The following is a 26,914-nucleotide window of genomic DNA, read 5'->3' on the forward strand; positions in this document are numbered from 1 at the left end:
TGTAGGAGCGAGCTTGCTCGCGAAGAACCTTGGGGCGACGCATTCATTCAGAACAACCGCGTCATCGTTAACGTCCATCGCGAGCAAGCTCGCTCCTACGGGTAACAATTAGCGACCGAGGTAAACCTCGATCACCCGCTCGTTATCCTGCACCTGCTCCAGCGATCCTTCGGCCAACACGCTGCCCTGGTGCAACACGGTGACGTGGTCGGCAATCGAGCCGACGAAGCCCATGTCGTGCTCCACCACCATCAGCGAATGTTTGCCGGCCAGGCGCTTGAACAGTTCGGCGGTGAACTCGGTTTCAGCGTCGGTCATGCCCGCTACCGGTTCATCGAGCAGCAGCAATTGCGGGTCTTGCATCAGCAACATGCCGATCTCCAGAAACTGCTTCTGACCGTGGGACAACAACCCTGCTGGGCGATTGACCGAGGTGGTCAGGCGAATGGTGTCCAGCACTTCGCTGATGCGATCCTTCTGCTCGCCACTCAAGCGAGCCCGCAGACTGGCCCACACCGACTTGTCGGTTTTCTGCGCAAGTTCCAGGTTTTCGAACACGCTCAAGGCTTCGAACACCGTCGGCTTCTGGAACTTGCGGCCGATGCCGGCCTGGGCAATCTGCACTTCGCTCATCTGCGTCAGATCAAGGGTTTCACCGAACCAGGCTTTGCCGTGACTGGGGCGAGTCTTGCCGGTGATCACGTCCATCAGCGTGGTTTTGCCCGCACCGTTGGGGCCGATGATGCAGCGCAATTCGCCGACACCGATGTACAGGTTCAGCGCGTTCAGCGCCTTGAAACCATCGAAGCTGACGCTGATGTCTTCCAGGGTCAGGATGGTGCCGTGGCGGGTATCGAGGCCGGGGCTGACGCGTTGGCCGTGGCCGATCGCGTCGCGGCTGGTGCCGGCGTCCTTGTTGGGTTCAACCGGGAAAAAGGCTGGTTCGAGCATGAATTCCGCCGTTGGTGTGATTCTCATTGTTCACCCCTTTTTTTCAGCAGGCCGATCACACCTTTGGGCAGGTACAAGGTCACGACGATGAACAACGCGCCAAGGAAAAACAGCCAGTACTCCGGGAACGCCACGGTGAACCAGCTCTTCATGCCGTTGACCACGCCGGCACCGAGCAGCGGACCGATCAGTGTGCCGCGACCACCGAGCGCCACCCAGACGGCGGCTTCGATCGAGTTGGTCGGTGACATTTCGCTCGGGTTGATGATGCCGACTTGCGGCACGTACAGCGCGCCCGCCAAACCGCACAACACTGCGCTCAACACCCAGACAAACAACTTGAAACCGCGTGGATCGTAGCCGCAGAACATCAGGCGGTTTTCCGCATCGCGCAACGCGGTCAACACCCGGCCAAACTTGCTCTGCGCCAGGCGCCAGCCGATGAACAGGCTCGCCACCAGCAGCAGCACCGTGGCGAAAAACAGCACGGCGCGGGTGCCCGGTTCAGTGATGCCGAAGCCGAGAATGGTGCGGAAATTGGTGAAGCCGTTGTTGCCGCCAAACCCGGTTTCGTTGCGGAAGAACAACAGCATTCCAGCGAACGTCAGGGCCTGGGTCATGATCGAGAAATACACGCCCTTGATCCGCGAGCGGAAGGCAAAGAACCCGAACACCAGCGCCAGCAACCCCGGCGCCAATACCACCAGACACATCGACCAGAGGAAGCTGCTGGTGCCGGTCCAGTACCACGGCAATTCGGTCCACGACAGGAACGTCATGAACGCCGGCAAACCATCACCCGAGGCTTGGCGCATCAGGTACATGCCCATGGCATAACCACCCAGGGCGAAGAACAGCCCGTGCCCGAGGGACAGCAGGCCGGCGTATCCCCAGACCAGATCCAGCGCCAGGGCGACGATGGCGTAGCAAAGAATCTTGCCCACCAGCGTCAGCGTGTAGGCCGAGACGTGAAGCGTGCTGTCCGCCGGTAACAACGACAGCAGCGGCAACGCGAGCAGCAGAATAAGGATTACCACACCGACGGCAATCGTGACTTTGGGGCCGGCTTTTTGTGTCGCGGTAACGAGCAGAGGCTGGTTCATCAGTCGATCACCCGTCCTTTCAGTGCGAAGAGGCCTTGCGGACGTTTCTGGATGAACAGAATGATCAGCGCGAGGATCAGGATCTTGCCGAGCACGGCACCGATCTGCGGTTCGAGAATCTTGTTGGCGATACCCAGGCCGAACGCGGCGAGCACGCTACCGGCCAACTGACCGACACCGCCGAGCACGACCACCAGGAACGAGTCGATGATGTAACTCTGGCCAAGGTCCGGGCCGACGTTGCCGATCTGGCTGAGGGCCACGCCGCCAAGGCCGGCAATGCCCGAGCCGAGACCGAAAGCAAGCATGTCGACACGCCCGGTCGGCACACCGCAGCAGGCCGCCATGTTGCGATTCTGAGTGACGGCGCGCACGTTCAAACCCAGGCGCGTCTTGTTCAGCAGCAGCCAGGTCAGCACCACCACAAACAGCGCGAACGCGATGATCACGATGCGGTTGTACGGCAGCACCAGATTCGGCAGCACCTGAATCCCGCCGGACAACCACGCCGGATTGGCCACTTCAACGTTCTGCGCGCCGAACACCAATCGGACAAGCTGAATCAGCATGAGGCTGATACCCCACGTCGCGAGCAGGGTTTCCAATGGGCGGCCGTAGAGGTGGCGAATCACCGTGCGTTCCAGTGCCATGCCGATCGCGGCCGTGACGAAAAACGCCACCGGCAACGCGATCAGCGGATAGAACTCGATGGCCTGTGGGGCGAAACGCTGGAACATCAGTTGCACCACGTACGTCGAGTAGGCGCCGAGCATCAGCATCTCGCCGTGGGCCATGTTGATCACGCCGAGCAGGCCGAAAGTGATCGCCAGGCCGAGCGCCGCGAGCAGCAGAATCGAACCGAGGGACATACCGCTGAAGGCTTGACCAAGCATTTCGCCGATCAGCAGTTTGCGTTTGACCTGGGCCAGGCTGGTTTCGGCGGCGGTGCGCACGGCGGCGTCCGCTTCGACACCCGGTTGCAGCAAGCTTTCGAGGCGGGTGCGGGCCAGTGGGTCGCCGGTTTCACCGAGCAGGCGCACCGCGGCGAGGCGCACGGCCGGGTCGTTGTCCACCAGTTGCAGATTGGCCAGCGCCAGGCTCAGCGCGGCATGAACGTTTTCGTCTTGTTCGCCAGCCAGTTGCTGGTCGAGGAATTTCAGCTGCGCCGGTTTTGCGCTTTTCTGCAATTGCTGCGCGGCGGCCAGACGGATGTTGCTGTCGGCGGCGAGCAGTTGGTGGCTGGCCAGCGCGGTGTCGATCAGACCCCGCAGGCGATTGTTCAGGCGCAAGGTTTTCGGTTGACCGTCGACCGTCAACTCGCCTTGTTGCAGGGCGTTGATCAGTTCGACACGGGCCGGATCGGGCTGCGCGGCCCAGGCTTCCAGAAGCTTGGCTTGCTGCACGGGATTGGCGGCGACGAAGTCTTCGGCGTCGCCGGAATGCGCGGCCATCGGCAACAGCATTGCGACGGCGAGGATCAAGCGGTAAAGGGCGGTGGGCATAGAAAACGTCCTGGTCATACGCGAACCCTGTAGGAGCCGGCTTGCTGGCGATAGCGATGGCACATCCAACATCGATGTGACTGACGCACCGCGATCGCCAGCAAGCCGGCTCCTACAGGTGTATTGCGTCGCTGGCTTAGTTGCTCTTCACCGCATAATCCGGCTTCTTGTCGTTACCCGAGATGAACGGGCTCCACGGTTGGGCGCGGATCGGCCCTTCGGTCTGCCACACCACGTTGAACTGACCGTCCGCCTGGATCTCGCCGATCATCACCGGCTTGTGCAGGTGGTGGTTGGTCTTGTCCATGGTCAGGGTGTACCCGGACGGCGCGGCAAAGGTCTGGCCGGCCAGCGCTTCGCGGACTTTGTCGACGTCGGTGGACTTGGCTTTTTCAGCCGCCTGCGCCCACATGTGAATGCCGACGTAGGTGGCTTCCATCGGATCGTTGGTCACCGCTTTGTCGGCGCCCGGCAAGTTGTGTTTCTTCGCGTAGGCTTTCCAGTCGGCGACGAATTTCTTGTTGGTCGGGTTCTCGACCGACTCGAAGTAGTTCCACGCCGCGAGGTTGCCCACCAGCGGTTTGGTGTCGATGCCACGCAGTTCTTCTTCACCGACGGAGAACGCCACGACTGGAACGTCGGTGGCTTTCAAGCCCTGGTTGGCCAGCTCTTTATAGAACGGCACGTTCGAATCGCCGTTGACGGTGGAGATGACCGCGGTCTTGCCACCGGCCGAGAATTTTTTGATGTTGGCCACGATGGTTTGATAGTCGCTGTGACCGAACGGGGTGTAGACCTCTTCGATGTCCTTGTCCGCCACGCCTTTGGAGTGCAGGAACGAGCGCAGGATCTTGTTGGTGGTGCGCGGGTAGACGTAGTCGGTGCCGAGCAGGAAGTAGCGTTTGGCGCTGCCGCCTTCTTCGCTCATCAGGTATTCCACCGCCGGGATCGCCTGCTGGTTCGGCGCGGCGCCGGTGTAGAACACGTTCGGCGACATCTCTTCGCCTTCGTATTGCACCGGGTAGAACAGCAGACCGTTGAGCTCTTCGAACACCGGCAACACCGATTTGCGCGACACCGAGGTCCAGCAGCCGAACACCACGGCGACCTTGTCTTGAGTCAGCAATTGACGGCCCTTTTCGGCGAACAGCGGCCAGTTCGAAGCCGGGTCGACGACGACCGGTTCGAGCATCTTGCCGTTCACGCCGCCCTTGGCGTTGATCTCGTCGATGGTCATCAGCGCCATGTCTTTGAGCGACGTTTCGGAGATCGCCATGGTGCCGGACAACGAATGCAGAATACCGACCTTGATGGTCTCGGCGGCCTGGACAGTCCAGGTCATGCCCATCGCGGCAATGCTTGCCGTGAGTGTGAAAGCCTTGATCAAACTGCGACGCTTCATTGTGCGATCTCCATGAACTTATGAATTTTCTTGGTTGGCAGATGCGGACTACTGAAGGGTCTTTAGCAAGGGCTGTGCCTAAGACCTGAAGCGCGTTACCTGAAGGGCAAAAGAGCCCGGCGGGCCTCCCGGCTGCACCGTGAGCGGGCACAAAATTGCGTGCGGGCATGGCGATGCGCCCAAGTGGTGCCGACTATGAAGAGGTAGTAACTATGTACCGCCGTTGGCGGATTTCCCGGTGCGATAGTGGGTGCTCAATGATGAATCAACGGAGTGCCATTTCATGGATGAACAATCACAACAACCCGCCTCGACAGCGTCGGTAGCAGCACTGAAAGTATTGGATCGGGCGTTTCTGTCGGCGGGCGATGCCGCACGTTACGCCCATGAACGCGTGGGCCGCCGCCGCGATCGCAGGTATTACGGCTATATCCTTCAACGAAACGATCAACGGTTTGTGATTACCGAACCGGGGGAGCAGCCGATCCGCACCGTCACGCATCATCAGTTGTTCCCCGACAACCATCTCTTGCACGGTCGGTTCTATTCTCACCCCGCGCTTTCGACGCTCGATGCAGGCAAGGTCGCGCAGATGAAGTGGTCCATCGATGATGCCGCGACCAGTTTGCTGATGTTCAGTGTTGACGAGCTGCGCAACAGCATCGTGAGCACTATGCCGGCCTATCTTTCGGGGGCCGAGGACAGTTTGATTGGTTTCATCCCTGACCTCTCACGAAGTGTGAGCCTGCTCAATCTGATAGGAACCGAGGCTGCACCCGGCGATTTTGCACTGGGCCTTGAAGCCGGTGCTGCCAAACCGGAACAGCTCGTTGTGGAAACGGCCGCCGCCGGTGATTTGCAGGTCATCATCAGCAACGGCCGCTGGTACCCCCGCGGCAAAGTCAGCGGGCCGTTGGTCCCCGGTCCGTGGGAGCGGAGCGTGCCGGAACGGGTGTCGTTTGGTGCGGTTTTCCCGTCGGCCGATGCCGCGGCGCTCGATCGTTACGGCAAAGACACGGAGCAATACGATGAAGAACAGACCTGGTTTGGTTTCATCCTCAAGCAACAAGGCAAGGATGAGTACATCGCCAGCGAACTGGTGCCGGTCAGCGAGGTTAGAGACAAGCTTTACTCATTGCGCAGTCTGTTTGGCATTTCCGCAAGAACCGGGGATGTGTCATTCCCCGAGTCGTTCATACCTCACTCCTATTTCTATTCGCGCCCACAGATCAAGCATGCGCGGGACGCCTCCCGACACTGGTTGGCGCAACACTTCATTGTTCCGAGAGATCTGTTTGTGGTGATTTACAACTCCCGCAGGCGTCCGGTCATCGAAACGAATGCGAGCATTCCCGTCTATATAGCGACTCAGGACGGTGCTCTTCTGAAATACATCGCCCGCAAAGGCACAAGGCTGTTCGACAATGACGTACCGAATATGGGCCTGGAAGTGATTCAATCCAACCTGGCCAGTGGGAAGCTCACCCCGACGGGGTTTGTCAGGGTTGTCGCCAACAGCGGTGAGTTACACGTCATGCGCACCAGTCTGTGCTGGGACAGGAAAGGATTGATCGATACCTACTGGGCGCCAAGCCTGTACCTGGAGCGTCGAACGCTCGGTCCGGTCTTTCCTGCGGCCGAGGACGCGGCCGTGTATGCGCGCTCGCAAATACCCGTGGGTAAGGCAAGGGCCTCTGGCGGTCTGATCTTGAAGCGAGCGGACGGCTTTTTTGTGGCCACCGATCCGGTCGACGTTCCCCGGGAAGACTTCGATATCAATTGGATTTTTCCGGATGAAGCGGTGACCACCGGCCAGTTTCCGGCAGGCTGCAGTATCGTTGCTCGCTATCGCTCACGGGTGCCGCGAGCATTGCCTCTTGTGTTGTCGACTGTAGATAAAGAGCTCTACCTCAACATGCTCTCTGTCGATGTGGTTTACACGGCATTCACCCGCACGGAACAGCTGCTCGACGAGTACCTGTTTGGACCTGACGGATCGACTATCCGTTATCGGGTCGGGGTCTGGGAGCGAGTTCGGGCCGACCTTGCCATTGCGCTCAGCGCATCGGGCAAGCCGGCTCGTGACCTGGACGCGACCTGGATCAAGGAGCAAATCCATCAGGGGTTGTTGTCACCGACAGATTGGGTAAAAAAACTGGCGAGGTCTGGTTATCTGCAAGTGGTCGTGGGAAGCCGGCTATGGGGCCATGCGCGTGCGGTGACAGAGTTTGTGCCATTTACTACGGCGATTCGCACGAATACTGCCAGGATTGCTGTGTCGGAGCCGGCTTACAGCCCAGTGCATGTTCGAGAACAGGATGCCGCGCGTTTTGTTCATGAACAGGCCGGCAGTCGTTCAGTACTGAGTTTCGGATTCATGCTCAGGAACGCTCGCGACGGCTCCTTCATCGCAACCCTGCCCATTGAGACGCTCAATTCAAAGTTGGGGTATGAACGTGTGTTTCCTGGTGCTTTACCTTTCCGCTATGTCACCAGCGGGATTTTCCTGTGTGCAGCAAAAGCGCCGCCGGGTTTGACGGACGATGACTACCGGCACTTCATTTCACCCATCGATGTGAATCAGGCACGTGCCTTTGCTGACACCGCCCAAGGGTTCCGGCCGATTTATTTCTCCTGCGCAGACGGTGCCCTGTTGCGTTTTACCCTGAGCGCCTTCGACCCGGCCGTGACACTCGACAAATTCGGCCAGGTCGAGTTCAAGGACAACCCGTTTGCAACGCTGGAACAAGCGCAGCGTGACTGGAACGATATCAACCGCGGCGTGTTCAGCCTGACCCGTTACGTTCGGCGCATGGCAGTGGCTGGACATCTGGAGGTTCTGGTGACCAGCCCGTACTGGTCCCGTCCGGGGGAGGTGGGGCACGACTGGCAGCCGCGCATGCCTGCCGCTACCGACGAAGCCCATTGGGCGCGTAATCCGGTGTTGCCGATGGGGCCCGTGTTCCACCATCCCGACGATGCCGCACGTTATGCGCAGGTCCGGGCGGGGCGTTCCACCGGGCCACAGACAGCGCACGCCGGTGCCGTACTGGTGAAACTCCCCGGCACTGCCTATGTGGCACTGGAACCTATCGCAGACCCGGACGCGTCCCATGCCGCCATCACGCGAATCTTCGGCACCGCGAGCGATGCTGCAACCACGCCCAGGAGTCAACCGCCGCAATTTCCTGATGGTTACAGGTTGATGGCGAGTTACCAGCTGTCTGCGTCATTGACGGCCAGCGCCGCGATGGATGAGGTGACCTTCGCTGCACCCGCGCAGGTACACGCCTGTACCCATGCCCTGAAAGACAAAGGTTTTGATATCGAGGCCTACTATTATTCGACGCGCTTCGGTGCATTACTCCGATACGTACCGGCTTACACCCGCGAAGAGAGGGCGCTGTTGCTCCCGACGCAGAGTCTTTCGTCCGAAGCGTTTGTTTCCCGATTGGCCGAAACGGGCGTGTTCAAAGTGCTGAAAGCCGCCGATGACTGGAGGCAGGAAGGGCGTCTTGGGCTGCATTGGAAAGTCAGGCGTCAGGACATGCCTGATGTTTCCGACAAACCCACTCGGGACGAGTTGTAATCAGATTTCAGGTCGTGGCCGACAACGCCTGCGTGTCAGCGCCTGCGCATCAGCCCGATGAAAAACAACCCGCCAATCGCCGCCGTGGCCACGCCAATAGGCAAGTCTTCGGGGGCGATCAGGGTGCGCGCAGCGACATCGACCCACACCAGAAAAACGCTCCCCGACAATACGCACACCGGCAGCAATCGCCGGTGTTCGGCCCCCACCAATCGACGCGCAATGTGCGGCACCATCAGCCCGACAAAACCGATGGAGCCGCTGATCGACACCAGCACACCGGTCATCAGCGACGCGATCAGAAACACCCGCAAACGTACGGTACGAGCATTGAGCCCGAGGGTCACGGCGGTCTGTTCACCCGCCATCAAGGCATTCAGTGGTCGCGCCATGCCCAACAGCAACACCAGCCCGAGCAACACACTGGCGGTCGGCACCGCGAGCAATTCCCAGCGTGCCAGACCGAGCCCGCCGAGCATCCAGAACATCACCGCGGAACTGGCGCGATGGTCGCCCAGAAACAACAGCAGGTTGGCGATCGCCATCATCACGAACGACACCGCCACACCGCACAGCAGCAGCCGGTCACTGTCGAGCCGCCCATTGCGGTTGGCGATCATCAACACGATCAACATGCTCAGCAGCGCGCCGATAAACGCTGCTATCGGCAAGGTCAGCAGGCCGACGATTTCACCGATATGCAGCACCACGATCACCGCGCCGAGGGTGGCGCCGGAGGTCACGCCGAGCAGGTGTGGGTCGGCCAGCGGGTTGCGCGTCACCGCTTGCAGCACCGCACCGATCAGCGCCAGGCCGGCGCCCACCAAGGCACCGAGCAACATGCGCGGCACGCGAATCAGCCACACGATGTGTTCCTGTCCGGCCGCCCAGCTCACTTCGCCAAAGCCGAACACCTTGTGCAGCAGAATCCGCCACACCACCTCCACCGGGACCCGCGCCGGGCCGAAGCCCAACGACACCACGCACGACACCAGCAACAGCGCGCCGAGGACCATCAGCAGCAAGGCGTAGCGACGGTTGATCATTTGCCGTGGAAACCTTTGGCCAGGGTTTCGACTGCAAGCACGTTATCGATGCCCGGCGTGGCCTGTACGTAAGGAATGACGATGAAGCGCTGGTTCTTGATCGCGTCCACCGATTGCAGCGCCTTGTTGTTGAGCAGGAATTGCTCCTTCTGCTCTGCGGTGACTTCGCCGTAATCGACGATCACGATGACCTGTGGATTGCGCTCGACCACGTTTTCCCAGTTCACCCGAGTCCAGCTCGATTCAACGTCATCGAGAATGTTGCGCCCGCCGGCGGCGTCGATCAGCGCTTGCGGCATGCCCAATCGGCCGGAGGTCATGGCGCGGTCTTCGCCGCTGTCATAGAGGAACACGCGAGGTTTGTCCGCCGGCAGGTCCTTGCGCACTTCGGCGACCTGCGCCTGCATCTCGGCAATCAGGGCGTTGGCGCGATCCTGCACGTCGAAGATTTTGCCGAGGTTGCGCAGGTCGTTATAGGTGTCTTCCAGCGTGGCCGGCGGGCGCTTCATCACGAAGGCGCAGGACTCGGTCAGTTCGTAGACGTTGATGCCCAGCGGCTGCAAGGTTTGCGGCGTGAGGTCGCCGCCGACGCGCATGCCGTAATCCCAACCGGCGAAGAAGAAATCGACGTTGGCGTTGAGCAGGGTTTCCACCGACGGGTACTTCGCCGCCAGCTCCGGCAGACCGACGAGGATGGTCTGCATCTCGGGCGTGACCGACTTCCAGCCCGTGACGCCGCTGTAGCCGGCCAGGCTCGGTTTGAGGCCGAGGGCGAGCATCATCTGCGTCATATTGATGTCGTGGCTGACCGCGTGTTTCGGCGCTTGCGCGAAGGTTACATCGCGGTTGCAGCTCTGGATCGTCAGCGGATAGTTCGTCGCCTCGGCAAACGCTTGGGCACTGCCCAGCATCAGAGCAACGCACAGCAGGGAACGCAAAGTCATGGTTGGGTTATCCAGGTGATTCGTGGGTAGCCGTGCAAAGGGTGCTCATCGATCAGCGCTTCGACGCCGAACACATCACGCAGCAGCGGGGCGGTCAGGACTTCTTTCGGTGTGCCGCTGGCAACGATGCGGCCGTGATTGATCACGTACAGCCGGTCGCAGAAAGCGGCGGCAAGATTGAGATCGTGGATGCTGGCGAGTGTGCCGATCTTCAGGCGCTTGACCAACTGCAACAGCTCCAATTGATAGCGTGGGTCGAGGTGATTGGTGGGCTCGTCGAGGATCAGCACTTGCGGTTGCTGGGCCAGGGCGCGGGCGAGAATCACCCGCTGTTTTTCACCCCCGGAGAGGGTGGCGAAAGCGTGGTCTTCGAAGCCTTTCAATCCGACCGATTCCAATGCTTGAGTCGCAAGGGTTTGGTCCTCCAGCGTGTCGCCGTCGAACAGGCCTTTGTGTGGTGTGCGGCCCATGGCGACCACTTCATCGACGGTCAGGCCGAAGGCATTCGGAAACTCCTGCAACACCACGGCGATGCGTTGCGCGCACCAGCGGGAGGATTGCTTCCAGACGTTTTGGTGATCGAGTTTTACCTCACCGCTCTCGGGTTTGCTGAAGCGCCAGGCGCACCGCAACAGGCTGGTCTTGCCGCTGCCGTTGGGGCCGATCAACCCGACGAACTCACCGGCGGCCACGTGCAAGGAGGCATCACGCAGCTGGAACTGGTGATGACAGTGGCCGTGGCCCAGGGGTGTCCAGGCGAGGTTTGTGAGGTTCAGCGAGGTCATTCATTTACTCTGAGATTTACGGTGATGCTGATGACGCTTTCGCGAGCAAGCCTCGCTCCTACAGGTTTTATGTCGTACGCAATTTTTGTGATCGACATAAACCCTGTAGGAGCGAGGCTTGCCCGCGAATAGGCCAGATGCTCAAAAGGTGTAATCAGCCGTGACGAAAAACGACCGCGGCTCCCCCAGAATCCACTGCTGCCCCTCATTGTATTGGCTTTGCGCATACTGCCGGTCAAACAGATTGTTCAGCTGCAACCCCAGCGTCGTATTTCGCAGCGCCTTCCATGACAGCGCGGCGTCAACCACGGTGTAACTCGGTAGCTCGTTCTGGTCGCGGGTTAGGTGGTGCATTTGCGTTATGCAATAACACTAAAAATGACCGTGCGATAAGCGCCCGAAGTCTACAGATCCCTCTAAATCGCGCATCTCGACTGTTTCATGATGAAGATGAGGCTGATTCAGTTTGTGTCTAGCCGGTAGTTTTTTAATCGCTAGACGGTATAGCTTGCTGTCACTTCTGACAGTAGACCGAAAACCTCAGCAGTTTTAGTTTCAAACCCAGTCGACAGTAAAAGGGAGCACTGATCATGCGGGTGTCATTTGTCACCAGAGCGATCGGTTTTTTGCTTTTTTGGAACGGCGCAGCGCTGATGGCGGAGCAAGACTGCCTCAGCATGTGGCAGCAGAATCCGGTCAGCAAAAGCTGCAAGGCCTACGTCCGTGCGGCCGCGCCAGATCAGATCACACCGATGCTGGTCGACCTTCAGAGCGGCCAGTGTCGAATCACGCTTACCTGCGAAAACTGGTACGGGGGAGGCATCCCTAATCTGTCCCGTGATATCGAAAAAGCCGAGTTGGTAAACGTCCACAACTGTAACGGTGAGTTGCAGATTGGGCCCTGTGGGTCGATCAACCTGACACAGGGTCAGTGAGAACACTGACTCTGTGTCAGGTCATCATTCAAGCCGCCGAATCAGGCTCGGCTTGCCGGTTCAGGCGTGTCAGCAGCACTCGATCCAGCAACCAGACCACCACCAACGAAGCGCCCACCAACGGAAACGCCACCGCCAGCACCAGCATGATCGCCACTCCGGTTTTCCATTTCGGCAGGTCATGGCGCAACGGAGGAACACCGAACTTGCCTTGTGGCCGACGCTTCCACCAGATCACCACGCCGCTGACGGCACTGAGCAGAATCATCAGGCAGATCAGCAGCACGATGATCTGGTTGAGCACACCGAACATCTTGCCTTCGTGGAGCATCACGCCGATTTCCGTGGCGCGGGCGACGGTGCCGTATTGCTCGAAGCGCACATCGGCGAGGACGTTGCCGGTGTATTGGTCGACGTGCAGGGTGGCGTCGTTGCGCGGGTCGTCGGCGAATACCGCGATGGTGAACACGCCGGTGGCTGTGGTCGGGAACGTGATGCTGTAACCCGGCTCGACCTTGCGCTGTTCGGCGATGTTCTGCACGTCTTGCAGGCTGATGGTCGGCGCTGCGGGGCCGGCTTGCGCGCCGCCGTGGGCCATGTGTTCGGCGTGGTCACCGGACATCGGCATCGGTGTGTTTTCCATCGCCCAAGGCACGGTCTGACGGGTGGCGGTGTTGAGGCTGCGGGCCTCGACGTCGGACTTGGGCACGTCGTCCCACATCGCTGCCGGAAACACGTTCCAGACTTGCGCATAGGTCTTGCCCCAGAACCCGGTCCAGGTCATGCCGCTCAGCAGCATCACCAGCAGCAACGTGGCGCCCCAGAACCCGGTGACGGCATGCAGGTCGCGCCAGAGCACTCGACCACGGCTGCTCAGGCGCGGCCACAGAATGCCGGCTGCCTGTCCGCGTGGCCACCACAAAAAGACCCCGGAAACCACCAGCACCACGCCCCAACCGGCGGCCAGTTCGATCAGTCGATCACCGACCGTGCCGATCATCAATTCGCCATGAATCGCTCGCGCTACCGCTTGCAGATTCTTCTTGGCGTCTTGCTCTCCGAGGATGTCGCCGTGGTAAGGATCGACGAAGACGTTCAGCTCGGTGCCGGCATTGAGCACGACAAACTGCGCGCTGCGTTCGGCGTTTATCGGTGGCAGGTACTGCTCGATCGTTGCTTGTGGGTAAGCTCCTTTCACCCGCTTGAGCAGGTCGTCGGCCGGGAGGTTGTGATGCCCGGCCGGGACGTTCAACAGGCTGCCGTACATCAACGGATCGAGTTGCGGCTTGAACAGGTAGATGACGCCGGTCAGGGCCAGCATCACCATGAATGGCGCGACGAACAGACCGGCATAGAAATGCCAGCGCCAGGCCAGGTTGTAGAAGTTCACTTTAGGCTGTTTCATCGGTTGTGCTCCGCTTGGCTTGGTTCTATTTAGTTGTTGATAGGCGGGTCCTTGTAGGAGCGAGCTTGCTCGCGAAGAACTCGAAGACACCGCGTTCATCCAGAAGGGTCGCGTCATCGTTCACGACCATCGCGAGCGAGCTCGCTCCTACAGGGCGAATCTCTTAAAAACTCATATCCACTTTGGTCCAGAGCGTGCGCCCCGGTTCTTTAATGGCCTGCGGGTCATTGGCCGGATAGCCAAAACCGGCGTTGCCGGCCAGGTTCAAATGCTCGGCGTAAGCCTTGCCGAACAGGTTGTCGACGCCGCTGCTGACCTTCCAGTTCTTGTTGATCCGGTACGCACCGTTGAGCGAAAACACGCCGAACCCCGAGGTCTTGTCGAAGTCCTTGCCCACCACGTTGCCCTTGTTCTGGTCGATACGATTTTGCGCGGCGACCACTCTCCACAGTGCGCCGGCGCTCCAGTTGTCTTCGCTGTAGGTCAGGCCGAAACGTGCATCCAGCGGTGGCATTTGCGGCAACGCGTTGCCGTCGCTGCTGTTCTTGCCCCAGGCGTAGGCCAGGGTTACGTCGGCCTTCCAGTTGGACGTCAACTTGTAAGCCGCACCGAGTTCACCGCCCATGATCCGCGCGTCGATGTTCTCGGCTTGCGAGGTCGTGCCCATCATTGCGGGCGTGTAATTGAACAGGATGTAATCGCGCACCTGCCCGACGTAACCCGAGGCCCAGGCTTCGAGGTCTTCGGTCTTGTATTGCAGGCCGAAGTCGAGCTGGGTGGTTTTCTCGGGCTTGATCGAATCGAAGGCATTCACCGAGCCGACGGGCCCCGAGTTGGGCGAAAACAGCTCCCAGTAATCGGGGAAACGCTGGGTGTGACCGAGACCGGCGTACAGGGTGGTCGGACTGTCGGCCAGATCATGCTCGTAACGGATGAAGCCGCTTGGCAGGGTGTCGGCGCGGGTGTCGTCGGCGGTCGGGTTGGGTCGGGTCATCATTCCGGAACCAGTGGTTTGGCGGAAGTCTTTAGCCGAAGCGCGGTCCAGTCGCGCGCCGGTAATCAGCCGGTCACGGTCGGCGGCGTACCACGTCAGTTCGCTGAACACGCCGTAGTTGTGGAAGTCGGCGTCCTTGTCGCGTGGCAGATCCTTGTAGGTATCGATGCCCATGGCGCTGCGCTTGCGGTGTTCATTGGTCTGCGCGTCGATGCCGCTGATCAATTGCACATCGGCCCAGCGCCAGGTGCCCTTGATCCGCGCACCGAGGGTTCGACGATCGACACTGGAGGACATCGGCCCAGCCATCATCCCGGTGCCGGACGGCGTGCGCAGGGTGTAGTTGTCCATCACGTGGTCGGCGTAGTTGTAGTAGATCTGCGCTTCAACCTTGTCCAGCACGTCGCCGATATTGGATTTCTCGAAACGCAGGCCGAGGCTTTCGCGTTTGAACTGCGCACCGTCCATGCCGCGTCCGGCGTAACGGGCTTCGCCATCACCCTTGCCGGCGGTGAGTTCCAGAAGCGTGTCGGCGTCCGGGGTCCAGCCAACGGCGACGTCACCGTTCCACTTGTCGTAGCGTGACGCCACGGTGTCGTTGTTGCCGTCGCGGTAGTCGTCGGAATGCGCGGTGTTGCCGATCACTCGCACGTAACCCAACGGGCCGCCGGCGGCAGCATCCACCACTTTGTCGAAGCGGCCGTTGGAACCGGCCAGTACGCTGGCATTCACCCGCGTGCCGAGTTCGCCGAAGCTTTCCGGCTCACGGTCGAACAGGATGGTGCCGGCCGACGCGCCCGGCCCCCACAGCACGGTTTGCGGGCCTTTGATGACGGTGAGTTTGTCGTAGGTTTCCGGGGAGATGTAGGAGGTCGGCGCGTCCATCCGGCCGGGGCAGGCACCGAGCATCTGGCCGCCGTTGGTGAGGATGTTCAGCCGTGAGCCGAACATGCCGCGCAGCACCGGGTCACCGTTGGTGCCGCCGTTGCGTACCAGGGCGAAGCCGGGAATGGTCTTCAGATAGTCGCCGCCGTCGCTGGCTGGCACCGGTTGGCGCGGGTCCTTTGGGTTGGTGACGACGGTCAGCGGCGAACTTGGCGCAATGGCGGTGATCACCGTCGGGCTCAGTTCTTCATGGTGGCCGGCGTGTTCGTCGGCCAGCACCATAGGGGTCAGCAGTGCGCCGCAAAGAACGGCAGAGGCGTGCCTGAAACGAGCGCGCGTTTCGTTCAGGGCAAAAGTGGCTTGGGCGGCGCTCAAGCGGGTGTCAGCAGAAAACGTGGACATGACAATTTCCATCGAACAGTCGTAAACGACACGGCCGGCAGCCTGCGGCTGTCTTCTAAACCGTGTGAGATCAAAGGTGTGTGTTTACGCGACGATGGGTGGTGCGCGGGTGCGGGCGCCGGGGAAGAAGGTTTGCCGGGCGTGGCCCAGGCGAGTGGCGGGTGTGGTGAAGGTGGTGGCTGTTGGCGTATCGAATGCAATGAAGGACTGGCCACCCATCAGCGCCGGGCAGTTGAACAGCAGGCTGCAATAGCCGCACTTTTCCCAGATGGCGTGATGAGGCGTCTTGGGTGGGCAGTGTTCGGCGGCGGTTTGCGCGCCGTGGTCGCTGTGCTCCATTGCCGGCATGTCCATGGGCATGTCCATCGACATGTTCATGGATGCTTCCATCAGAGCGGAGGCGCGCTGATCCATCGGCATCGACTGAGAAATCAGCGGGCCGATGAAGATCATCAACATGGCGAACAGGCTGATCCAGCTGCCGCGGGTCAGGCTCAAGGGCTGACGGCGGGAGGCGGATGACCTGGCGCTAAGCGGGCGCATGGGCGTATTCAGCTCTGGCGATTACGGGTTGTGCGCGTGCACTTGCACGCCGTCCGGCGCTTTTTTCTGAACCGTGACCTCGACGGTCACATCACCGGATTTCTCGAAATGCATCGTCAGCGGGAAGCGCTTGCCGTCGCTCAGCAGGCTGCGGTCTTTCAGTTCCAGCAGCATGACGTGATACGCCATCGGTGCAAACGTGACGTCGCCACCGCCTGGAATCTCGACGCTCGGCACCTGCTGCATTTTCATCAGATCGTTCTGCATCACGTGCTCGTGCAACTGAGCGATGCCTGCAATCGGCGAGTCGACGCTGAGCAGTTTGTCCGCGGTTTTACCGTGGTTTTGAATCACGAAATAAGCCGCAACGGTCGGCGCATTCGGTGGCAATTCCTGCGACCACGGATGAGCGATCTCCAGTTCGCCAGCCTTGTATTCATGGGCATTGGCAAAGCAGGCAGGCAGCAGCAACGCAGCCAGAACGATGAGTTTGTTCAACATGGCAGTTCTCCAGAGCGATTCAAGACGCAGGTCAATTGCGAGAAGGAATCACACCAGAGGGGAAGCGCGGGGGTTGAGATTCGGCCATTGCTGGCGTGGTGTGGGCGTATCGAGAGAGTCAGCGGGCAGGCTTCGATTGGCATCGAAACGCGCGAAGTACAACGGCGGCACATGCCCGGGCAACGCCACCAGTGGCGCTGAGCCGGAGCAGCACCAGCAATGCTGCATGTTGGAATGATCGTCGTTCTGCGGCGCTTGCTGTTCAAGCGTCCCCAGGGAAATCGCCACCATCTTCGTGCCGGTGGACGAACAGAAACTGCCCCACAACACCTGCTCGGCGGGCGATTTCGCCGTCTGCGCCATCGCTCCGGTCACCGGCATGGCGAGCATGTTGAACAGCACTGCGAAGCAGGCTATCCAGGCAATTGCGAGCCGTTGTCGGGACATGGGAACAGATCCGGTTGGGTGGGCGATCAGGCGCGGCTATTTAGCCTGATCAGTGCCGATAAGTAAAAACGCGGCGTGCGGTTTGGTGTCGCAGCGCAGTCAGATCGCAGTGGCATGCAGACGCAGACCCAAGGCTTTCATAACCTTCATGATAGTCGCGAATTCCGGATTGCCAGTGCTGCTCAATGCTTTGTACAAGCTTTCACGACCAAGGCCTGCATCACGTGCAACCTGTGTCATGCCCTGTGCTCTGGCTATATCGTTGAGTGCCGCGCGTATCAGAACTCCATCGCCAGCATCTTCTTCAAAGCATGCATCCAGATAAGCCGCCATTTCTTCTGGCGATTTGAGAAATTCGGCGGCATCGAAACGGGTGAATTGCTCGGCCATGATCTACTCCTCACTACCGATGTTTTGCGCCATTTGAATAGCGCGTTTGATATCGCGTTTTTGAGTCGACTTGTCGCCCCCCACCAGAAGCAGGTAAACCACTTCGCCTCGACGAGTGAAGTACATCCTGTAGCCCGGACCATGATGAACACGCATTTCATAGACAGATTCGCCTACAGGTTCGCAATCGCCAAAATTTCCATGTTCGGCAGCTCGGATTCTGGCAATGATCCGGGCTTTTCCAGTGGTGTCTCTCAGTGAGTCGAGCCAATCGGCAAATGCGCTGGATCGTTCGAAGTCGATCATGCTGGATCGTATTCCTTGGGATACATATTGGCAAGCAACCCTTTCTCAAATCGTGGTTGGTCGTTCCCCAAGAATCGAGTCGTTGTGCTTGGTAGGATCAAAGGAATGGGAATATAGGATTGAAGCTATTGGAGATACAGTCGGCTCTTTCCTGAAGTGTTGCGGGCAAAGTCACAAGGAGCTGCAGGTCTCAGGAAACGTCCGACACAGATAAGGCAATTAGCAGGTCACCCACACTCCCAAACTCCCGCTCCACCCCCGCCAACACCGGCCGCTTCAACACCAACACCGGCACTCCCCGTTCCCGCGCCACTTCCAGTTTCGGCTCGGTGGCGGTGCTGCCGCTGTTCTTGCTGATCAGCACATCAATCTGCCGACGTTCGAACAGCTCACGTTCATCGTCGATCAGAAATGGTCCGCGTGCGCCAATCACTTCGCAGCGCTCGTTGCCCGGGTAAACATCCAGTGCGCGCAACGTCCAGAATTGCTCCGGCGGGATTTCATGCAGGTGTTGCAAAGGTTCACGGCCGAGGGTGAACAGCGGTCGCCGGAACGGTTTCAGTGCTTCGATCAATCCGGCCCAGTCGCTGACTTCGCGCCAGTCGTCCCCGGCTTGCGGCTGCCAGGCCGGACGCCTGAGTGCCCAGCACGGAATGCCGGCCAGCTGTGCGGCAGTCGCAGCGTTCTGGCTGATTTGTGCCGCGTACGGATGCGTCGCATCCAGCAGCAGGTCAATCCCTTCATCGCGGATGAACTGCGCCAGACCCTCATCACCGCCATAGCCACCGACGCGAACCTGGCAATTCAGATCGGTCGGCACTCGACCGACGCCGGCCAGGCTGTAGATGTGCGCCGGTCCAAGCGTACGGGCGATCGCCAGTGCTTCCGTCACGCCGCCGAGCAGCAAGATGCGCTTCATTGAAAAGCTCCCGCATGGCCGACGATCCCGCCCTGGCGATCAATGGCAAACACTTCAACCTGAACCTGCGCCGGCACCACACTGCGCGCAAACGCCAGCGCGTGCCGGCACACCGCATCGCCGAGTGCGATGCCGGCCGCGCTGGCCATCGCCAGTGCTTGCTGACTGGTATTGGCTTCGCGAATCGCTTGCTGCAACGCTGCATCAGCGCCGACCGCTGCGGCCCATTCGGCCAGTTGCGGCAGGTCGATGCTCGAATGCCGACTGTGCAGATCCATGTGCCCGGCCGCCAGTTTGCTGATCTTGCCGAAGCCGCCGCACAGGCTGAGTTTATCCACAGGCACTTTGCGCAGATGCTTGAGTACGGCGCCGACGAAATCGCCCATCTCGATCAGGGCGATTTCCGGCAAGTCGTAGACCCGGCGCATGGTGTCTTCGCTGGCGTTGCCGGTACACGCGGCGATGTGCAGGTATCCATTGGTTTTCGCCACATCGATGCCCTGATGAATCGAGGCGATGTAAGCCGCGCAGGAAAACGGCCGGACGATGCCGCTGGTGCCGAGTATCGACAAACCACCGAGAATGCCCAACCGGGGGTTCATGGTTTTCAACGCCAGCGCCTCGCCGCCTTCGACGTTTACCGTGACCTCGAAACCGCCGTGATAGCCGTGTTCCTCAGCGAGCAAGGTCAGGTGGTCGGAGATCATCTTGCGCGGCACCGGGTTGATTGCCGGTTCGCCGACACCCAACACCAGTCCTGGCCGGGTGACCGTGCCCACACCACGGCCGGCACTGAAACGAATACCCGGTTCGGCGTTCAATCGCACTTGGGAAAACAGCAGCGCGCCGTGAGTCACGTCCGGATCGTCGCCGGCATCTTTGATAGTGCCGGCTTCGGCGCCGTCTTCCAGCAGCCGACAGAACTCCAGACGCATCTGCACGTGCTTGCCTTTGGGCAGGACGATGTCCACGGCGTCCGCGCGCTCGCCGCCGAGTAGCAAGCGAGCGGCCGCAAGGCTGGTCGCGGTGGCGCAACTGCCCGTCGTGAGGCCGCTGCGCAGCGGTGCGGGTTGTTCGGCGGTTTCGTCACGCATCGAAAGGTTTGACCATGTCCAGCAAGGTAATCGGCAGCGCCTGGCGCCAGGTGTCGAAGTCGCCCAGCGGCTGCGCCTGGGCGATGTGGATGCGTGTCAGCTCGCCGCCGTGCTGCTCGCGCCAGGCCATCAGGGTCATTTCACTTTGCAGCGTGACGGCGTTGGCGATCAGCCGACCACCGGGCTTCAGCTGAGCCCAGCAGGTGTCCAGCACACCCTCGCGAGTGACCCCGCCACCAATGAAAATCGCATCCGGGCGTTCGAGCCCGGCGAGGGCTTGCGGCGCCTTGCCGCGTATCAGTTGCAGGCCGGGTACGCCAAGCGCGTCGCGGTTTTGCTCGATCAACAGTTGTCGTCCTTCATCGGCCTCGATGGCCAGTGCCCGGCAACTCGGGTGGGCACGCATCCATTCGATGCCGATCGAGCCGCTGCCGGCACCGACGTCCCACAGCAGTTCACCGGGCACCGGGGCCAGGCGAGCGAGGGTGATTGCGCGCACGTCGCGTTTGGTCAGTTGGCCGTCGTGCTTGAACGCGGAGTCCGGCAAGCCAGCCAATCGTGACAGGCGCGGCGCATCGGGTTCAGCGATGCATTCGATGGCGATCAGATTCAGATCGGCGAACACCGGATCGGCCCAATCGCGGGCGACGCCGTCGATGCGCCGTTCGGCTTCACCGCCCAGATGTTCCAGCACGGTAAGACGACTCGGCCCGAATCCGCGCTCGCACAACAGCGCAGCAATCGCCGCCGGGCTTTGACCGTCGTTGCTGAGCACCAGCAGGCGAACGCCACTGAACAATTGCGCGTTGAGCGCCGCGATCGGGCGGGCGACGACCGACAGCGTGACCACCTCCTGCAACGGCCAGCCCATTCGCGCGGCGGCCAGCGAGCAGGAGGAGGGCGCCGGCAGGATCAGCATTTCATCGCTGGGCAGTTGCCGGGCGAGACTGGCGCCGACGCCGAAGAACATCGGGTCGCCGCTGGCGAGCACGCAAACCGGATCGCCACGCAGGGCCAGCAACGCATCGAGGGAGAATGGACTCGGCCACAATCGGCGTTCGCCACGGATACACGCCGGGAGCAGATCCAATTGCCGTTGGCTGCCGAAGATCTTCGACGCGGCCAACAACGCATGCCGGGCATTCTTGCCCAGACCTTTGAAGCCATCCTCACCAATGCCTGTCACGGTCAGCCAGCGTGCCATGTGTGTGCTCTGTTCATCTGTATTAAGCGGCGCATGATAACGCGTCAGCAGTGAATGCGAGTAATAGAATGTTTTAAGTTGGTTGTGTCGGGCAGTGGATGGTGTTTTCGAAGTTGTATAGCCTGAACTTTCTTATGTGGCTAACAATGGTTTGGAAGGTATTAACTATGATTTTAAAAAAGGCAGGAAGCCTGGATTTGACGGCTTATTCCGAAGCGTTTGAACGTGACTTTTCGATAAAGAAGACAAAGGCTGTTCAAAGAATTGCAACGCAGGATTCGCCAGGGGCCGCCGGATCGTTGTTGGGCGGCAATCTGATCAGCACCGCAAGGGGCGTGTCTCGTCAGGACAAACGAGACGTCAACGCCAGCGTGCGGTATGCGCAGTGGTTTGCGAGTCAGGAGCGCGATCGTCAAACAGATCCCCAGGGTTGGTTCTCCCTGTTTGCCATCACGCTTTGGTCCATGGGCTGGGAGTACGAAGATGAACGAGTTGTCGAGAAATATTACAGAAACTTTTCCGGTCAACTAAGTCAGGCTTATTTGAATGTTATTTCTGCTGTTAACAGTGCGATGGCAAGAGTTACAAGAGATATGTTTTCCGCACTATTGGCAAATACACCGGCCCTTTGGTCACTGTCCAAAGGAAGCCTGCGTGGCAAGGAGTTTGCGATTGCGCCCGCTGAATATGACAGCCAGGGGCGATTGTCATTGGGTTTGAATGATTACTCGTTGTGGGCGCGAGTCCAGCGCGAAGAATTTCTGTTTTGGGACTGGAACGAGAGCAACGTCACGCTCACGCATCGTGCCGTGCCCTTCACTCTCAACAGAGCAAGGTTTGATGAGATCCGCCCAACGTTAAATGATCGGCTCGACATTATCGCTGACGCGATATTCGAGTTTTACTCGGAGCGTCTGTGAGGGAGGCTGCATGATTGATTGAGGGAGGAAGCGTTTGCGACACGCGGTCTTAGGATGCCGTACGGCAAAGCAGGCATAATACCGCTCGCTTCCATCCGGAGGCGCTTCCACTTTTGATCCGGTCATCCCTTTGAACAAACACTCTGTTCCCCTCGCGTTACGCCCCTCGGCTTGTCCGGGGCTGCTGCGTATCGTCCAGGCCAGGGATGGGGGGATCTGCCGAATAAAACTCGCCGGTGGCGTTGTGAGTACTGCGCAGGCCTACGCCATTGCCGATGGCGCGCAGCGTTACGGCAGTTCAGTGATCGAGGCGACTAATCGGGCCAACCTGCAGATTCGTGGCGTCGCACATGAGCAGGCCGCGCTGATTGAAAGTCTGCTCGCCGCGGGCCTCGGCCCTTCGAATGCGGCGGGCGACGATGTACGCAATCTGATGCTGAGCCCGAGCGCAGGAATCGACCGGCAGATGCTGCTCGACACCCGCGACCTGGCCCGGCAGATCCTCGCTACCCTGCAAGAGCACGAACCCTTCCACGACCTCAGCGCCAAATTCGCCGTGCAGCTTGATGGGGGCGAAGGCTTGGCGATGCTCGAACACCCTCATGATCTGTGGTTGTCCGCTGTCGAGCGAGAGGGCGAGCGGCGGTTGGCTTTCGGTTTGGCGGGATGCCCCACCGACTGGCCGGCCGGTTCGGTTCCGCTGGAAGATGGCCATGGGCTGGTGGTCACCGTGCTTGAGTTGTTCCTGGAGCTGGCGCAGCCCGATCAAACGCGAATGCGCCATTTGCTGAGCGAAATGACGGCCTCCGGGTTCCTCGCCCGGCTGGCCGAGCGTGTGCCATTCAAGCCCGTTACAGCCTGGCAGCGTTCATTGATTTCAAACGTTCTGCACATTGGCGCCCATCCGCAGGCGCAAGCCGATCATGTCTATGTTGGCACCGTACCGCCGCTGGGGCGGCTCGATTGCGCGATGCTCCGGGGCGTCGCTCGATTGGCGCAGGAATACGGCGACGCAACGCTGCGGTTCACCCCGTGGCAAAGCCTGCTGTTGCCGAACATTCGCCACGAAAATGCAGATGAAGTCATCCGGCACCTGCATCAGTTGGGCCTGCTGTGCGACGCCGGTCAGCCCTTGTCGCGGTTGGTCGCCTGCACCGGTTCCAGTGGCTGCGGCAAAGGCCTGGCCGACACCAAGGGCGACGCTTTGCAACTGGCCGCGCTGCTGCAGCGTCATGGCCAGGTACTGAACGTGCATCTGTCCGGCTGCTCGCGTTCCTGCGCCGCCGCGCATATCGCGCCCGTCACTTTACTGGCGATCAGCCCCGGTCATTACGACCTCTATTTTCGCGAAGCGGGGCAGCCGGGTTTCGGCGCCCTGCACGCACGCAACCTTACTATTGAAGCGGTCGCAGCCTTGCTCGACGCCCGCTCACGGAGCCCCCTTGATGCTTGATTACATCCGCGACGGTCAGGAGATCTATCGCAACTCCTTCGCGATCATTCGCGCCGAGGCCAACCTCGAACGAATCCCGGCTGATCTGGAAAAACTCGCGGTACGGGTGATTCACGCCTGCGGCATGGTCGATGCGATTGATGGTCTGCAATTCTCCGACGGCGCGGGCAAGGCCGGGCGCGACGCGCTGGCCGCCGGAGCGCCGATTCTGTGTGATGCGCGAATGGTGTCCGAAGGCGTGACCCGCACACGCTTGCCCGCGAACAACGAAGTGATCTGCACCCTGCGCGATGAAAGCGTTCCGGAGCTGGCGCGCGAGTTGGGCAACACCCGTTCCGCCGCCGCACTGGAACTGTGGCGCCCGCACCTGGAAGGCAGCGTAGTGGTGATCGGCAACGCGCCGACCGCACTGTTCTATCTGCTGGAAATGCTCGATGCCGGCGCCCCGAAACCGGCGCTGATCCTCGGCTTCCCGGTGGGCTTCGTCGGCGCCGCCGAATCCAAGGCAGCGCTCGCGGTGGACAGCCGTGGCGTGCCGTTTGTCATCATGCAAGGCCGGCTGGGCGGTAGCGCCATGGCCGCCGCCGCCGTCAATGCCCTCGCCACGGAGATCGAATGATGCAGCAACCTGGACGTTTGATCGGCCTTGGCGTCGGCCCCGGTGATCCAGAACTGATTACCGTCAAGGCCCTGCGCCTGCTGCGCGAATCGCCGGTGGTGGCGTACTTCGTTGCCAAGGGGAAAAAGGGCAATGCCTTCGGCATCATCGAAGCGCATTTGCAGGACGCACAAACCTTGCTGCCGCTGGTGTATCCAGTGACGACCGAAGCGTTGCCAGCGCCGCTGTCCTATGAGCAAGTGATCAGCGATTTCTACGATGCGGCCGGCGAAGAACTCGCTGCTCATCTCGATGCCGGACGTGACGTTGCAGTGATCTGCGAAGGTGATCCGTTCTTCTACGGCTCCTACATGTACCTGCACGATCGTCTGGCAGAACGTTATGAGGCCGAAGTCGTGCCGGGTGTCTGTTCGATGCTCGGCGGCGCTTCGGTACTCGGTGCACCGCTGGTGTACCGCAATCAGAGTTTGTCGGTGTTGTCCGGCGTATTGCCTCACGACGATCTCAAGCGCCGGTTGGCCGATGCCGACGCGGCGGTGATAATGAAGCTGGGGCGTAACTTCCCCAAAGTTCGTCAGGTGCTCGAAGAACTCGGTCTGGTGGAGCGCGCGCTTTACGTCGAACGCGCGACCATGGCCAATCAGAAAATCGTACCGCTGGATCAGGTCGAGCCAATGTCCTCGCCGTACTTCTCGCTGATCATCGTTCCGGGTGAAAGGTGGCAAGGCTGATGACTCGTCCAGCTCCGGCGATTGTCATACTTGGCAATGGCAGCCTCGCGACCGCGCGCAACATTCAACAGCTGTACCCCGACGCCGTGATCCATGGATTGGCCGGACGGGTTGAAGGCGCGGACCGTGTCTATCACGAATTCGGCGCAACCCTGCGCGAACTTTATCAGCAGGACACGCCGATCATTGCCCTGTGCGCGGCCGGTATCGTGATCCGCACACTGGCGCCGTTGCTGCTGGAAAAAGGCGCCGAGCCGCCGGTGCTGGTCGTTGCCGAAGACGGTAGCGCGGTGGTGCCGCTGCTGGGCGGTCTGGGCGGCGTGAACGTGCTGGCGCGGGAAATCGCGGCTGCGTTGAACGTGGCGGCGGCGATCACCACCAGTGGCGAATTGCGATTCGGCACGTGCCTGCTCAATCCACCCAGCGGTTATGCCCTCGGCGACCTGGAACTGGGCAAGCGCTTTGTTTCCGATTTACTGGCCGGTGAAACAGTGCGCATCGAAGGCGAGGCGCCGTGGTTGGCGCAGGCGCAGTTGCCCGAAAACCCGCAAGCGCGGTTGGCCGTTCATGTGGGGCATGCCGAGCGTACGCCGGCGGCGAACGAACTTTTGATTTATCCGCGCAACGTTTTGGTGGCCGTCAGTGCCCGCGTAGCCAATGTGCCCGATGCTGTTCGCAATGCTTTGCACCAGGCAAAAATCGCGGTGCAGTCGATGGCGTGTCTGTTGGCTGCAGACAGCGAAATGTCGAGCGCTGCATTGCGTGAGGCGGCGCTTGAACTGGGTGTGCCATTGCGCTTTGCCTCGACAGCGGGTGCGGTCAGTGAGTTGGCGCGCAACGCCATCGACTCGCCTGTTTTGATCTTAGGCGATGACGCCATTGCCATCGCGGTGGCCGAGCAGCCTCTGGACCCGTCATCGATCGGCCGTCCTCGTGGGCGTCTGGCGGTGATTGGGCTTGGCCCCGGCGCTGCCGAGCTGATGGTGCCCGCGGTCAAGGCTGAACTGGTGCGCGCCAACGATGTGCTGGGCTACGAAACCTATGTGCGCATGGCCGGCCCGTTCCGCGCCGATCAAGTGCTGCATTGCACCGATAACCGCGAAGAGATGCAGCGCGCTCGTCATGCGTTCGAGCTGGCGGCGCAAGGCCGTTCCGTGGTGGTGGTTTCGTCGGGCGATCCGGGCGTTTTCGCCATGGCGGCTGCAGTGCTCGAAGCCCTGCACGAATCCAGCGATGCGAACTGGCACAACGTCGATCTGGAAATCCTTCCCGGTGTCTCCGCATCACTGGCCACCGCTGCTCAGGCCGGTGCGCCGTTGGGCCATGACTTCTGTGTGTTGTCGCTGTCGGACAACCTCAAGCCTTGGGACATTATCGAGAAGCGCCTTGATCTGGCGTCGCAGGCTGATCTGGCGCTGGCGTTCTACAACCCGATCTCACGCTCGCGTCCCTGGCAGCTTGGCCGGGCACTGGAAATCGTCGCTCGACACCGTACGCCTCAGACGCCAGTCGTTTTGGGGCGCGACATCGGCCGCCCGGGACAGACGTTGCGAGTGACAACCCTCGGCCAGCTGACTCCGGATCAGGTAGATATGCGCACCATGGTCCTGGTGGGATCGTCCACGACCTGCGTATTTCCGCGGGAAGGTGGCGGTGATTGGGTCTACACCCCACGCTGGTACGGAGAAAAACCCTCCTCCTGAGGATTTGCTCTTCGTTGAAAAGCCATGGCAGCCGAGTGACCGCTCGAGTTGCCGTGGCTTTTTTTTGGGGCGGTGAAAAAGATACACCGGAGTGTGTAGGTTAATTCCTGGCTGAGAAGAGAAACATTGCTTTTGAAATAT

At 60.5% G+C, this 26,914-nt stretch carries 24 protein-coding genes and 1 pseudogene; 7 read left to right on the forward strand and 18 right to left on the reverse strand.

Annotation, left to right across the window (positions count from 1 at the left end; all coding sequences use genetic code 11):
- Positions 1 to 108 precede the first annotated feature (108 nt).
- From urtD to urtA, 4 genes are all read right to left on the reverse strand, one after another.
- Complete coding sequence (gene urtD, locus ACA066_RS02955; RefSeq protein WP_497698056.1) at positions 109 to 978, reverse strand: urea ABC transporter ATP-binding protein UrtD; 870 nt, start codon at positions 976 to 978, stop codon at positions 109 to 111.
- Positions 975 to 2,054: an urea ABC transporter permease subunit UrtC gene (urtC, locus tag ACA066_RS02960; protein WP_497698057.1), complete on the reverse strand. Its 1,080-nt coding sequence runs from the start codon at positions 2,052 to 2,054 to the stop codon at positions 975 to 977. The genes urtD and urtC overlap by 4 nt, the downstream gene beginning before the upstream one ends.
- Entirely contained in the window at positions 2,054 to 3,556 is a 1,503-nt protein-coding gene (gene urtB, locus ACA066_RS02965; RefSeq protein ID WP_497698058.1) for an urea ABC transporter permease subunit UrtB, read from the reverse strand. The genes urtC and urtB overlap by 1 nt, the downstream gene beginning before the upstream one ends.
- A 136-nt stretch (positions 3,557 to 3,692) precedes the next feature.
- Complete coding sequence (urtA, locus tag ACA066_RS02970) at positions 3,693 to 4,958, reverse strand: urea ABC transporter substrate-binding protein (RefSeq protein WP_497698059.1); 1,266 nt, start codon at positions 4,956 to 4,958, stop codon at positions 3,693 to 3,695.
- 283 nt (positions 4,959 to 5,241) lie between these two features.
- Here urtA and ACA066_RS02975 point away from each other — a divergent pair, with 283 nt between their 5' ends.
- A complete protein-coding gene (locus tag ACA066_RS02975) occupies positions 5,242 to 8,547 on the forward strand; it encodes a hypothetical protein (protein WP_497698060.1) in 3,306 nt (1,101 codons plus the stop codon).
- A gap of 35 nt (positions 8,548 to 8,582) precedes the next feature.
- Here ACA066_RS02975 and ACA066_RS02980 read toward each other — a convergent pair whose 3' ends face one another.
- The 4 genes and pseudogenes from ACA066_RS02980 to ACA066_RS02995 form a co-directional block, all read right to left on the reverse strand.
- Positions 8,583 to 9,593, reverse strand: a complete 1,011-nt coding sequence (locus ACA066_RS02980) for a FecCD family ABC transporter permease (RefSeq protein WP_497698061.1) — start codon at positions 9,591 to 9,593, stop codon at positions 8,583 to 8,585.
- Complete coding sequence (locus tag ACA066_RS02985; protein WP_497698062.1) at positions 9,590 to 10,537, reverse strand: ABC transporter substrate-binding protein; 948 nt, start codon at positions 10,535 to 10,537, stop codon at positions 9,590 to 9,592. Before ACA066_RS02985 ends, ACA066_RS02980 begins: the two co-directional genes overlap by 4 nt.
- A complete protein-coding gene (locus ACA066_RS02990) occupies positions 10,534 to 11,322 on the reverse strand; it encodes an ABC transporter ATP-binding protein (RefSeq protein WP_497698063.1) in 789 nt (262 codons plus the stop codon). Before ACA066_RS02990 ends, ACA066_RS02985 begins: the two co-directional genes overlap by 4 nt.
- 141 nt (positions 11,323 to 11,463) lie before the next feature.
- A pseudogene (locus tag ACA066_RS02995) lies at positions 11,464 to 11,658 on the reverse strand (hypothetical protein); the annotation flags it as partial.
- Positions 11,659 to 11,912: 254 nt separating this feature from the next.
- Between ACA066_RS02995 and ACA066_RS03000 the strand changes: the two are divergent.
- The gene (locus tag ACA066_RS03000; protein ID WP_497698064.1) at positions 11,913 to 12,257 is read left to right on the forward strand and encodes a hypothetical protein; all 345 of its coding nucleotides are present in this window, start codon (positions 11,913 to 11,915) and stop codon (positions 12,255 to 12,257) included.
- Positions 12,258 to 12,285: 28 nt separating this feature from the next.
- On the opposite strand, the gene ACA066_RS03005 is transcribed toward ACA066_RS03000, so the two are convergent.
- From ACA066_RS03005 to cbiE, 10 genes are all read right to left on the reverse strand, one after another.
- A complete protein-coding gene (locus ACA066_RS03005) occupies positions 12,286 to 13,662 on the reverse strand; it encodes a PepSY-associated TM helix domain-containing protein (RefSeq protein ID WP_497698065.1) in 1,377 nt (458 codons plus the stop codon).
- Between the two features lie 163 nt (positions 13,663 to 13,825).
- Complete coding sequence (locus ACA066_RS03010; protein WP_497698066.1) at positions 13,826 to 15,943, reverse strand: TonB-dependent copper receptor; 2,118 nt, start codon at positions 15,941 to 15,943, stop codon at positions 13,826 to 13,828.
- Between the two features lie 84 nt (positions 15,944 to 16,027).
- On the reverse strand, positions 16,028 to 16,486 hold the full coding sequence (locus tag ACA066_RS03015) for a DUF2946 domain-containing protein (RefSeq protein ID WP_497698067.1): 459 nt from the start codon (positions 16,484 to 16,486) through the stop codon (positions 16,028 to 16,030).
- A gap of 21 nt (positions 16,487 to 16,507) precedes the next feature.
- Positions 16,508 to 16,987: a copper chaperone PCu(A)C gene (locus ACA066_RS03020; RefSeq protein WP_497698068.1), complete on the reverse strand. Its 480-nt coding sequence runs from the start codon at positions 16,985 to 16,987 to the stop codon at positions 16,508 to 16,510.
- A gap of 48 nt (positions 16,988 to 17,035) precedes the next feature.
- On the reverse strand, positions 17,036 to 17,434 hold the full coding sequence (locus tag ACA066_RS03025; RefSeq protein WP_497698069.1) for a DUF2946 domain-containing protein: 399 nt from the start codon (positions 17,432 to 17,434) through the stop codon (positions 17,036 to 17,038).
- Positions 17,435 to 17,533: 99 nt separating this feature from the next.
- Positions 17,534 to 17,824 (reverse strand): addiction module antidote protein, encoded by a 291-nt coding sequence (locus ACA066_RS03030; protein WP_214380463.1) that lies wholly within the window; start codon positions 17,822 to 17,824, stop codon positions 17,534 to 17,536.
- A gap of 3 nt (positions 17,825 to 17,827) precedes the next feature.
- Positions 17,828 to 18,130 (reverse strand): type II toxin-antitoxin system RelE/ParE family toxin, encoded by a 303-nt coding sequence (locus ACA066_RS03035; protein ID WP_497698070.1) that lies wholly within the window; start codon positions 18,128 to 18,130, stop codon positions 17,828 to 17,830.
- A gap of 190 nt (positions 18,131 to 18,320) precedes the next feature.
- Positions 18,321 to 19,049 carry a cobalt-precorrin-6A reductase gene (locus ACA066_RS03040; RefSeq protein ID WP_497698071.1) on the reverse strand — a complete coding sequence of 243 codons (729 nt, stop codon included), beginning with the start codon at positions 19,047 to 19,049 and terminating at the stop codon, positions 18,321 to 18,323.
- On the reverse strand, positions 19,046 to 20,143 hold the full coding sequence (locus tag ACA066_RS03045) for a cobalt-precorrin-5B (C(1))-methyltransferase (protein ID WP_497698072.1): 1,098 nt from the start codon (positions 20,141 to 20,143) through the stop codon (positions 19,046 to 19,048). Before ACA066_RS03045 ends, ACA066_RS03040 begins: the two co-directional genes overlap by 4 nt.
- Positions 20,136 to 21,347, reverse strand: coding sequence for a precorrin-6y C5,15-methyltransferase (decarboxylating) subunit CbiE (gene cbiE / locus ACA066_RS03050; RefSeq protein ID WP_497698073.1), 1,212 nt, complete (start codon positions 21,345 to 21,347; stop codon positions 20,136 to 20,138). The genes ACA066_RS03045 and cbiE overlap by 8 nt, the downstream gene beginning before the upstream one ends.
- Positions 21,348 to 21,514: 167 nt before the next feature.
- On the opposite strand from cbiE, the gene ACA066_RS03055 reads away from it, so the two are divergent.
- The 5 genes from ACA066_RS03055 to cobJ all read left to right on the forward strand — a co-directional run bounded on the left by ACA066_RS03055 (position 21,515) and on the right by cobJ (position 26,773).
- Positions 21,515 to 22,267 (forward strand): hypothetical protein, encoded by a 753-nt coding sequence (locus ACA066_RS03055; protein ID WP_497698074.1) that lies wholly within the window; start codon positions 21,515 to 21,517, stop codon positions 22,265 to 22,267.
- Positions 22,268 to 22,397: 130 nt separating this feature from the next.
- On the forward strand, positions 22,398 to 23,720 hold the full coding sequence (cobG, locus tag ACA066_RS03060; protein WP_497698075.1) for a precorrin-3B synthase: 1,323 nt from the start codon (positions 22,398 to 22,400) through the stop codon (positions 23,718 to 23,720).
- Positions 23,713 to 24,339, forward strand: coding sequence for a precorrin-8X methylmutase (locus tag ACA066_RS03065; RefSeq protein ID WP_497698076.1), 627 nt, complete (start codon positions 23,713 to 23,715; stop codon positions 24,337 to 24,339). The genes cobG and ACA066_RS03065 overlap by 8 nt, the downstream gene beginning before the upstream one ends.
- Positions 24,339 to 25,070: a precorrin-2 C(20)-methyltransferase gene (locus tag ACA066_RS03070; protein ID WP_497699800.1), complete on the forward strand. Its 732-nt coding sequence runs from the start codon at positions 24,339 to 24,341 to the stop codon at positions 25,068 to 25,070. The genes ACA066_RS03065 and ACA066_RS03070 overlap by 1 nt, the downstream gene beginning before the upstream one ends.
- Positions 25,070 to 26,773 carry a precorrin-3B C(17)-methyltransferase gene (gene cobJ / locus ACA066_RS03075; protein ID WP_497698077.1) on the forward strand — a complete coding sequence of 568 codons (1,704 nt, stop codon included), beginning with the start codon at positions 25,070 to 25,072 and terminating at the stop codon, positions 26,771 to 26,773. Before ACA066_RS03070 ends, cobJ begins: the two co-directional genes overlap by 1 nt.
- Positions 26,774 to 26,914: the final 141 nt, after the last annotated feature.

Source organism: Pseudomonas sp. LBUM1651 (genome assembly GCF_059716135.1).

Coding starts and splice junctions, on each gene's coding strand:
- urtD (WP_497698056.1), bottom strand. CDS start 978: ATGAGAATCACACCAACGGCGGAATTCATGCTCGAACCAGCCTTTTTC.
- urtC (WP_497698057.1), bottom strand. CDS start 2,054: ATGAACCAGCCTCTGCTCGTTACCGCGACACAAAAAGCCGGCCCCAAA.
- urtB (WP_497698058.1), bottom strand. CDS start 3,556: ATGCCCACCGCCCTTTACCGCTTGATCCTCGCCGTCGCAATGCTGTTG.
- urtA (WP_497698059.1), bottom strand. CDS start 4,958: ATGAAGCGTCGCAGTTTGATCAAGGCTTTCACACTCACGGCAAGCATT.
- ACA066_RS02975 (WP_497698060.1), top strand. CDS start 5,242: ATGGATGAACAATCACAACAACCCGCCTCGACAGCGTCGGTAGCAGCA.
- ACA066_RS02980 (WP_497698061.1), bottom strand. CDS start 9,593: ATGATCAACCGTCGCTACGCCTTGCTGCTGATGGTCCTCGGCGCGCTG.
- ACA066_RS02985 (WP_497698062.1), bottom strand. CDS start 10,537: ATGACTTTGCGTTCCCTGCTGTGCGTTGCTCTGATGCTGGGCAGTGCC.
- ACA066_RS02990 (WP_497698063.1), bottom strand. CDS start 11,322: ATGACCTCGCTGAACCTCACAAACCTCGCCTGGACACCCCTGGGCCAC.
- ACA066_RS03000 (WP_497698064.1), top strand. CDS start 11,913: ATGCGGGTGTCATTTGTCACCAGAGCGATCGGTTTTTTGCTTTTTTGG.
- ACA066_RS03005 (WP_497698065.1), bottom strand. CDS start 13,662: ATGAAACAGCCTAAAGTGAACTTCTACAACCTGGCCTGGCGCTGGCAT.
- ACA066_RS03010 (WP_497698066.1), bottom strand. CDS start 15,943: ATGTCCACGTTTTCTGCTGACACCCGCTTGAGCGCCGCCCAAGCCACT.
- ACA066_RS03015 (WP_497698067.1), bottom strand. CDS start 16,486: ATGCGCCCGCTTAGCGCCAGGTCATCCGCCTCCCGCCGTCAGCCCTTG.
- ACA066_RS03020 (WP_497698068.1), bottom strand. CDS start 16,987: ATGTTGAACAAACTCATCGTTCTGGCTGCGTTGCTGCTGCCTGCCTGC.
- ACA066_RS03025 (WP_497698069.1), bottom strand. CDS start 17,434: ATGTCCCGACAACGGCTCGCAATTGCCTGGATAGCCTGCTTCGCAGTG.
- ACA066_RS03030 (WP_214380463.1), bottom strand. CDS start 17,824: ATGGCCGAGCAATTCACCCGTTTCGATGCCGCCGAATTTCTCAAATCG.
- ACA066_RS03035 (WP_497698070.1), bottom strand. CDS start 18,130: ATGATCGACTTCGAACGATCCAGCGCATTTGCCGATTGGCTCGACTCA.
- ACA066_RS03040 (WP_497698071.1), bottom strand. CDS start 19,049: ATGAAGCGCATCTTGCTGCTCGGCGGCGTGACGGAAGCACTGGCGATC.
- ACA066_RS03045 (WP_497698072.1), bottom strand. CDS start 20,143: ATGCGTGACGAAACCGCCGAACAACCCGCACCGCTGCGCAGCGGCCTC.
- cbiE (WP_497698073.1), bottom strand. CDS start 21,347: ATGGCACGCTGGCTGACCGTGACAGGCATTGGTGAGGATGGCTTCAAA.
- ACA066_RS03055 (WP_497698074.1), top strand. CDS start 21,515: ATGATTTTAAAAAAGGCAGGAAGCCTGGATTTGACGGCTTATTCCGAA.
- ACA066_RS03065 (WP_497698076.1), top strand. CDS start 23,713: ATGCTTGATTACATCCGCGACGGTCAGGAGATCTATCGCAACTCCTTC.
- ACA066_RS03070 (WP_497699800.1), top strand. CDS start 24,339: ATGCAGCAACCTGGACGTTTGATCGGCCTTGGCGTCGGCCCCGGTGAT.
- cobJ (WP_497698077.1), top strand. CDS start 25,070: ATGACTCGTCCAGCTCCGGCGATTGTCATACTTGGCAATGGCAGCCTC.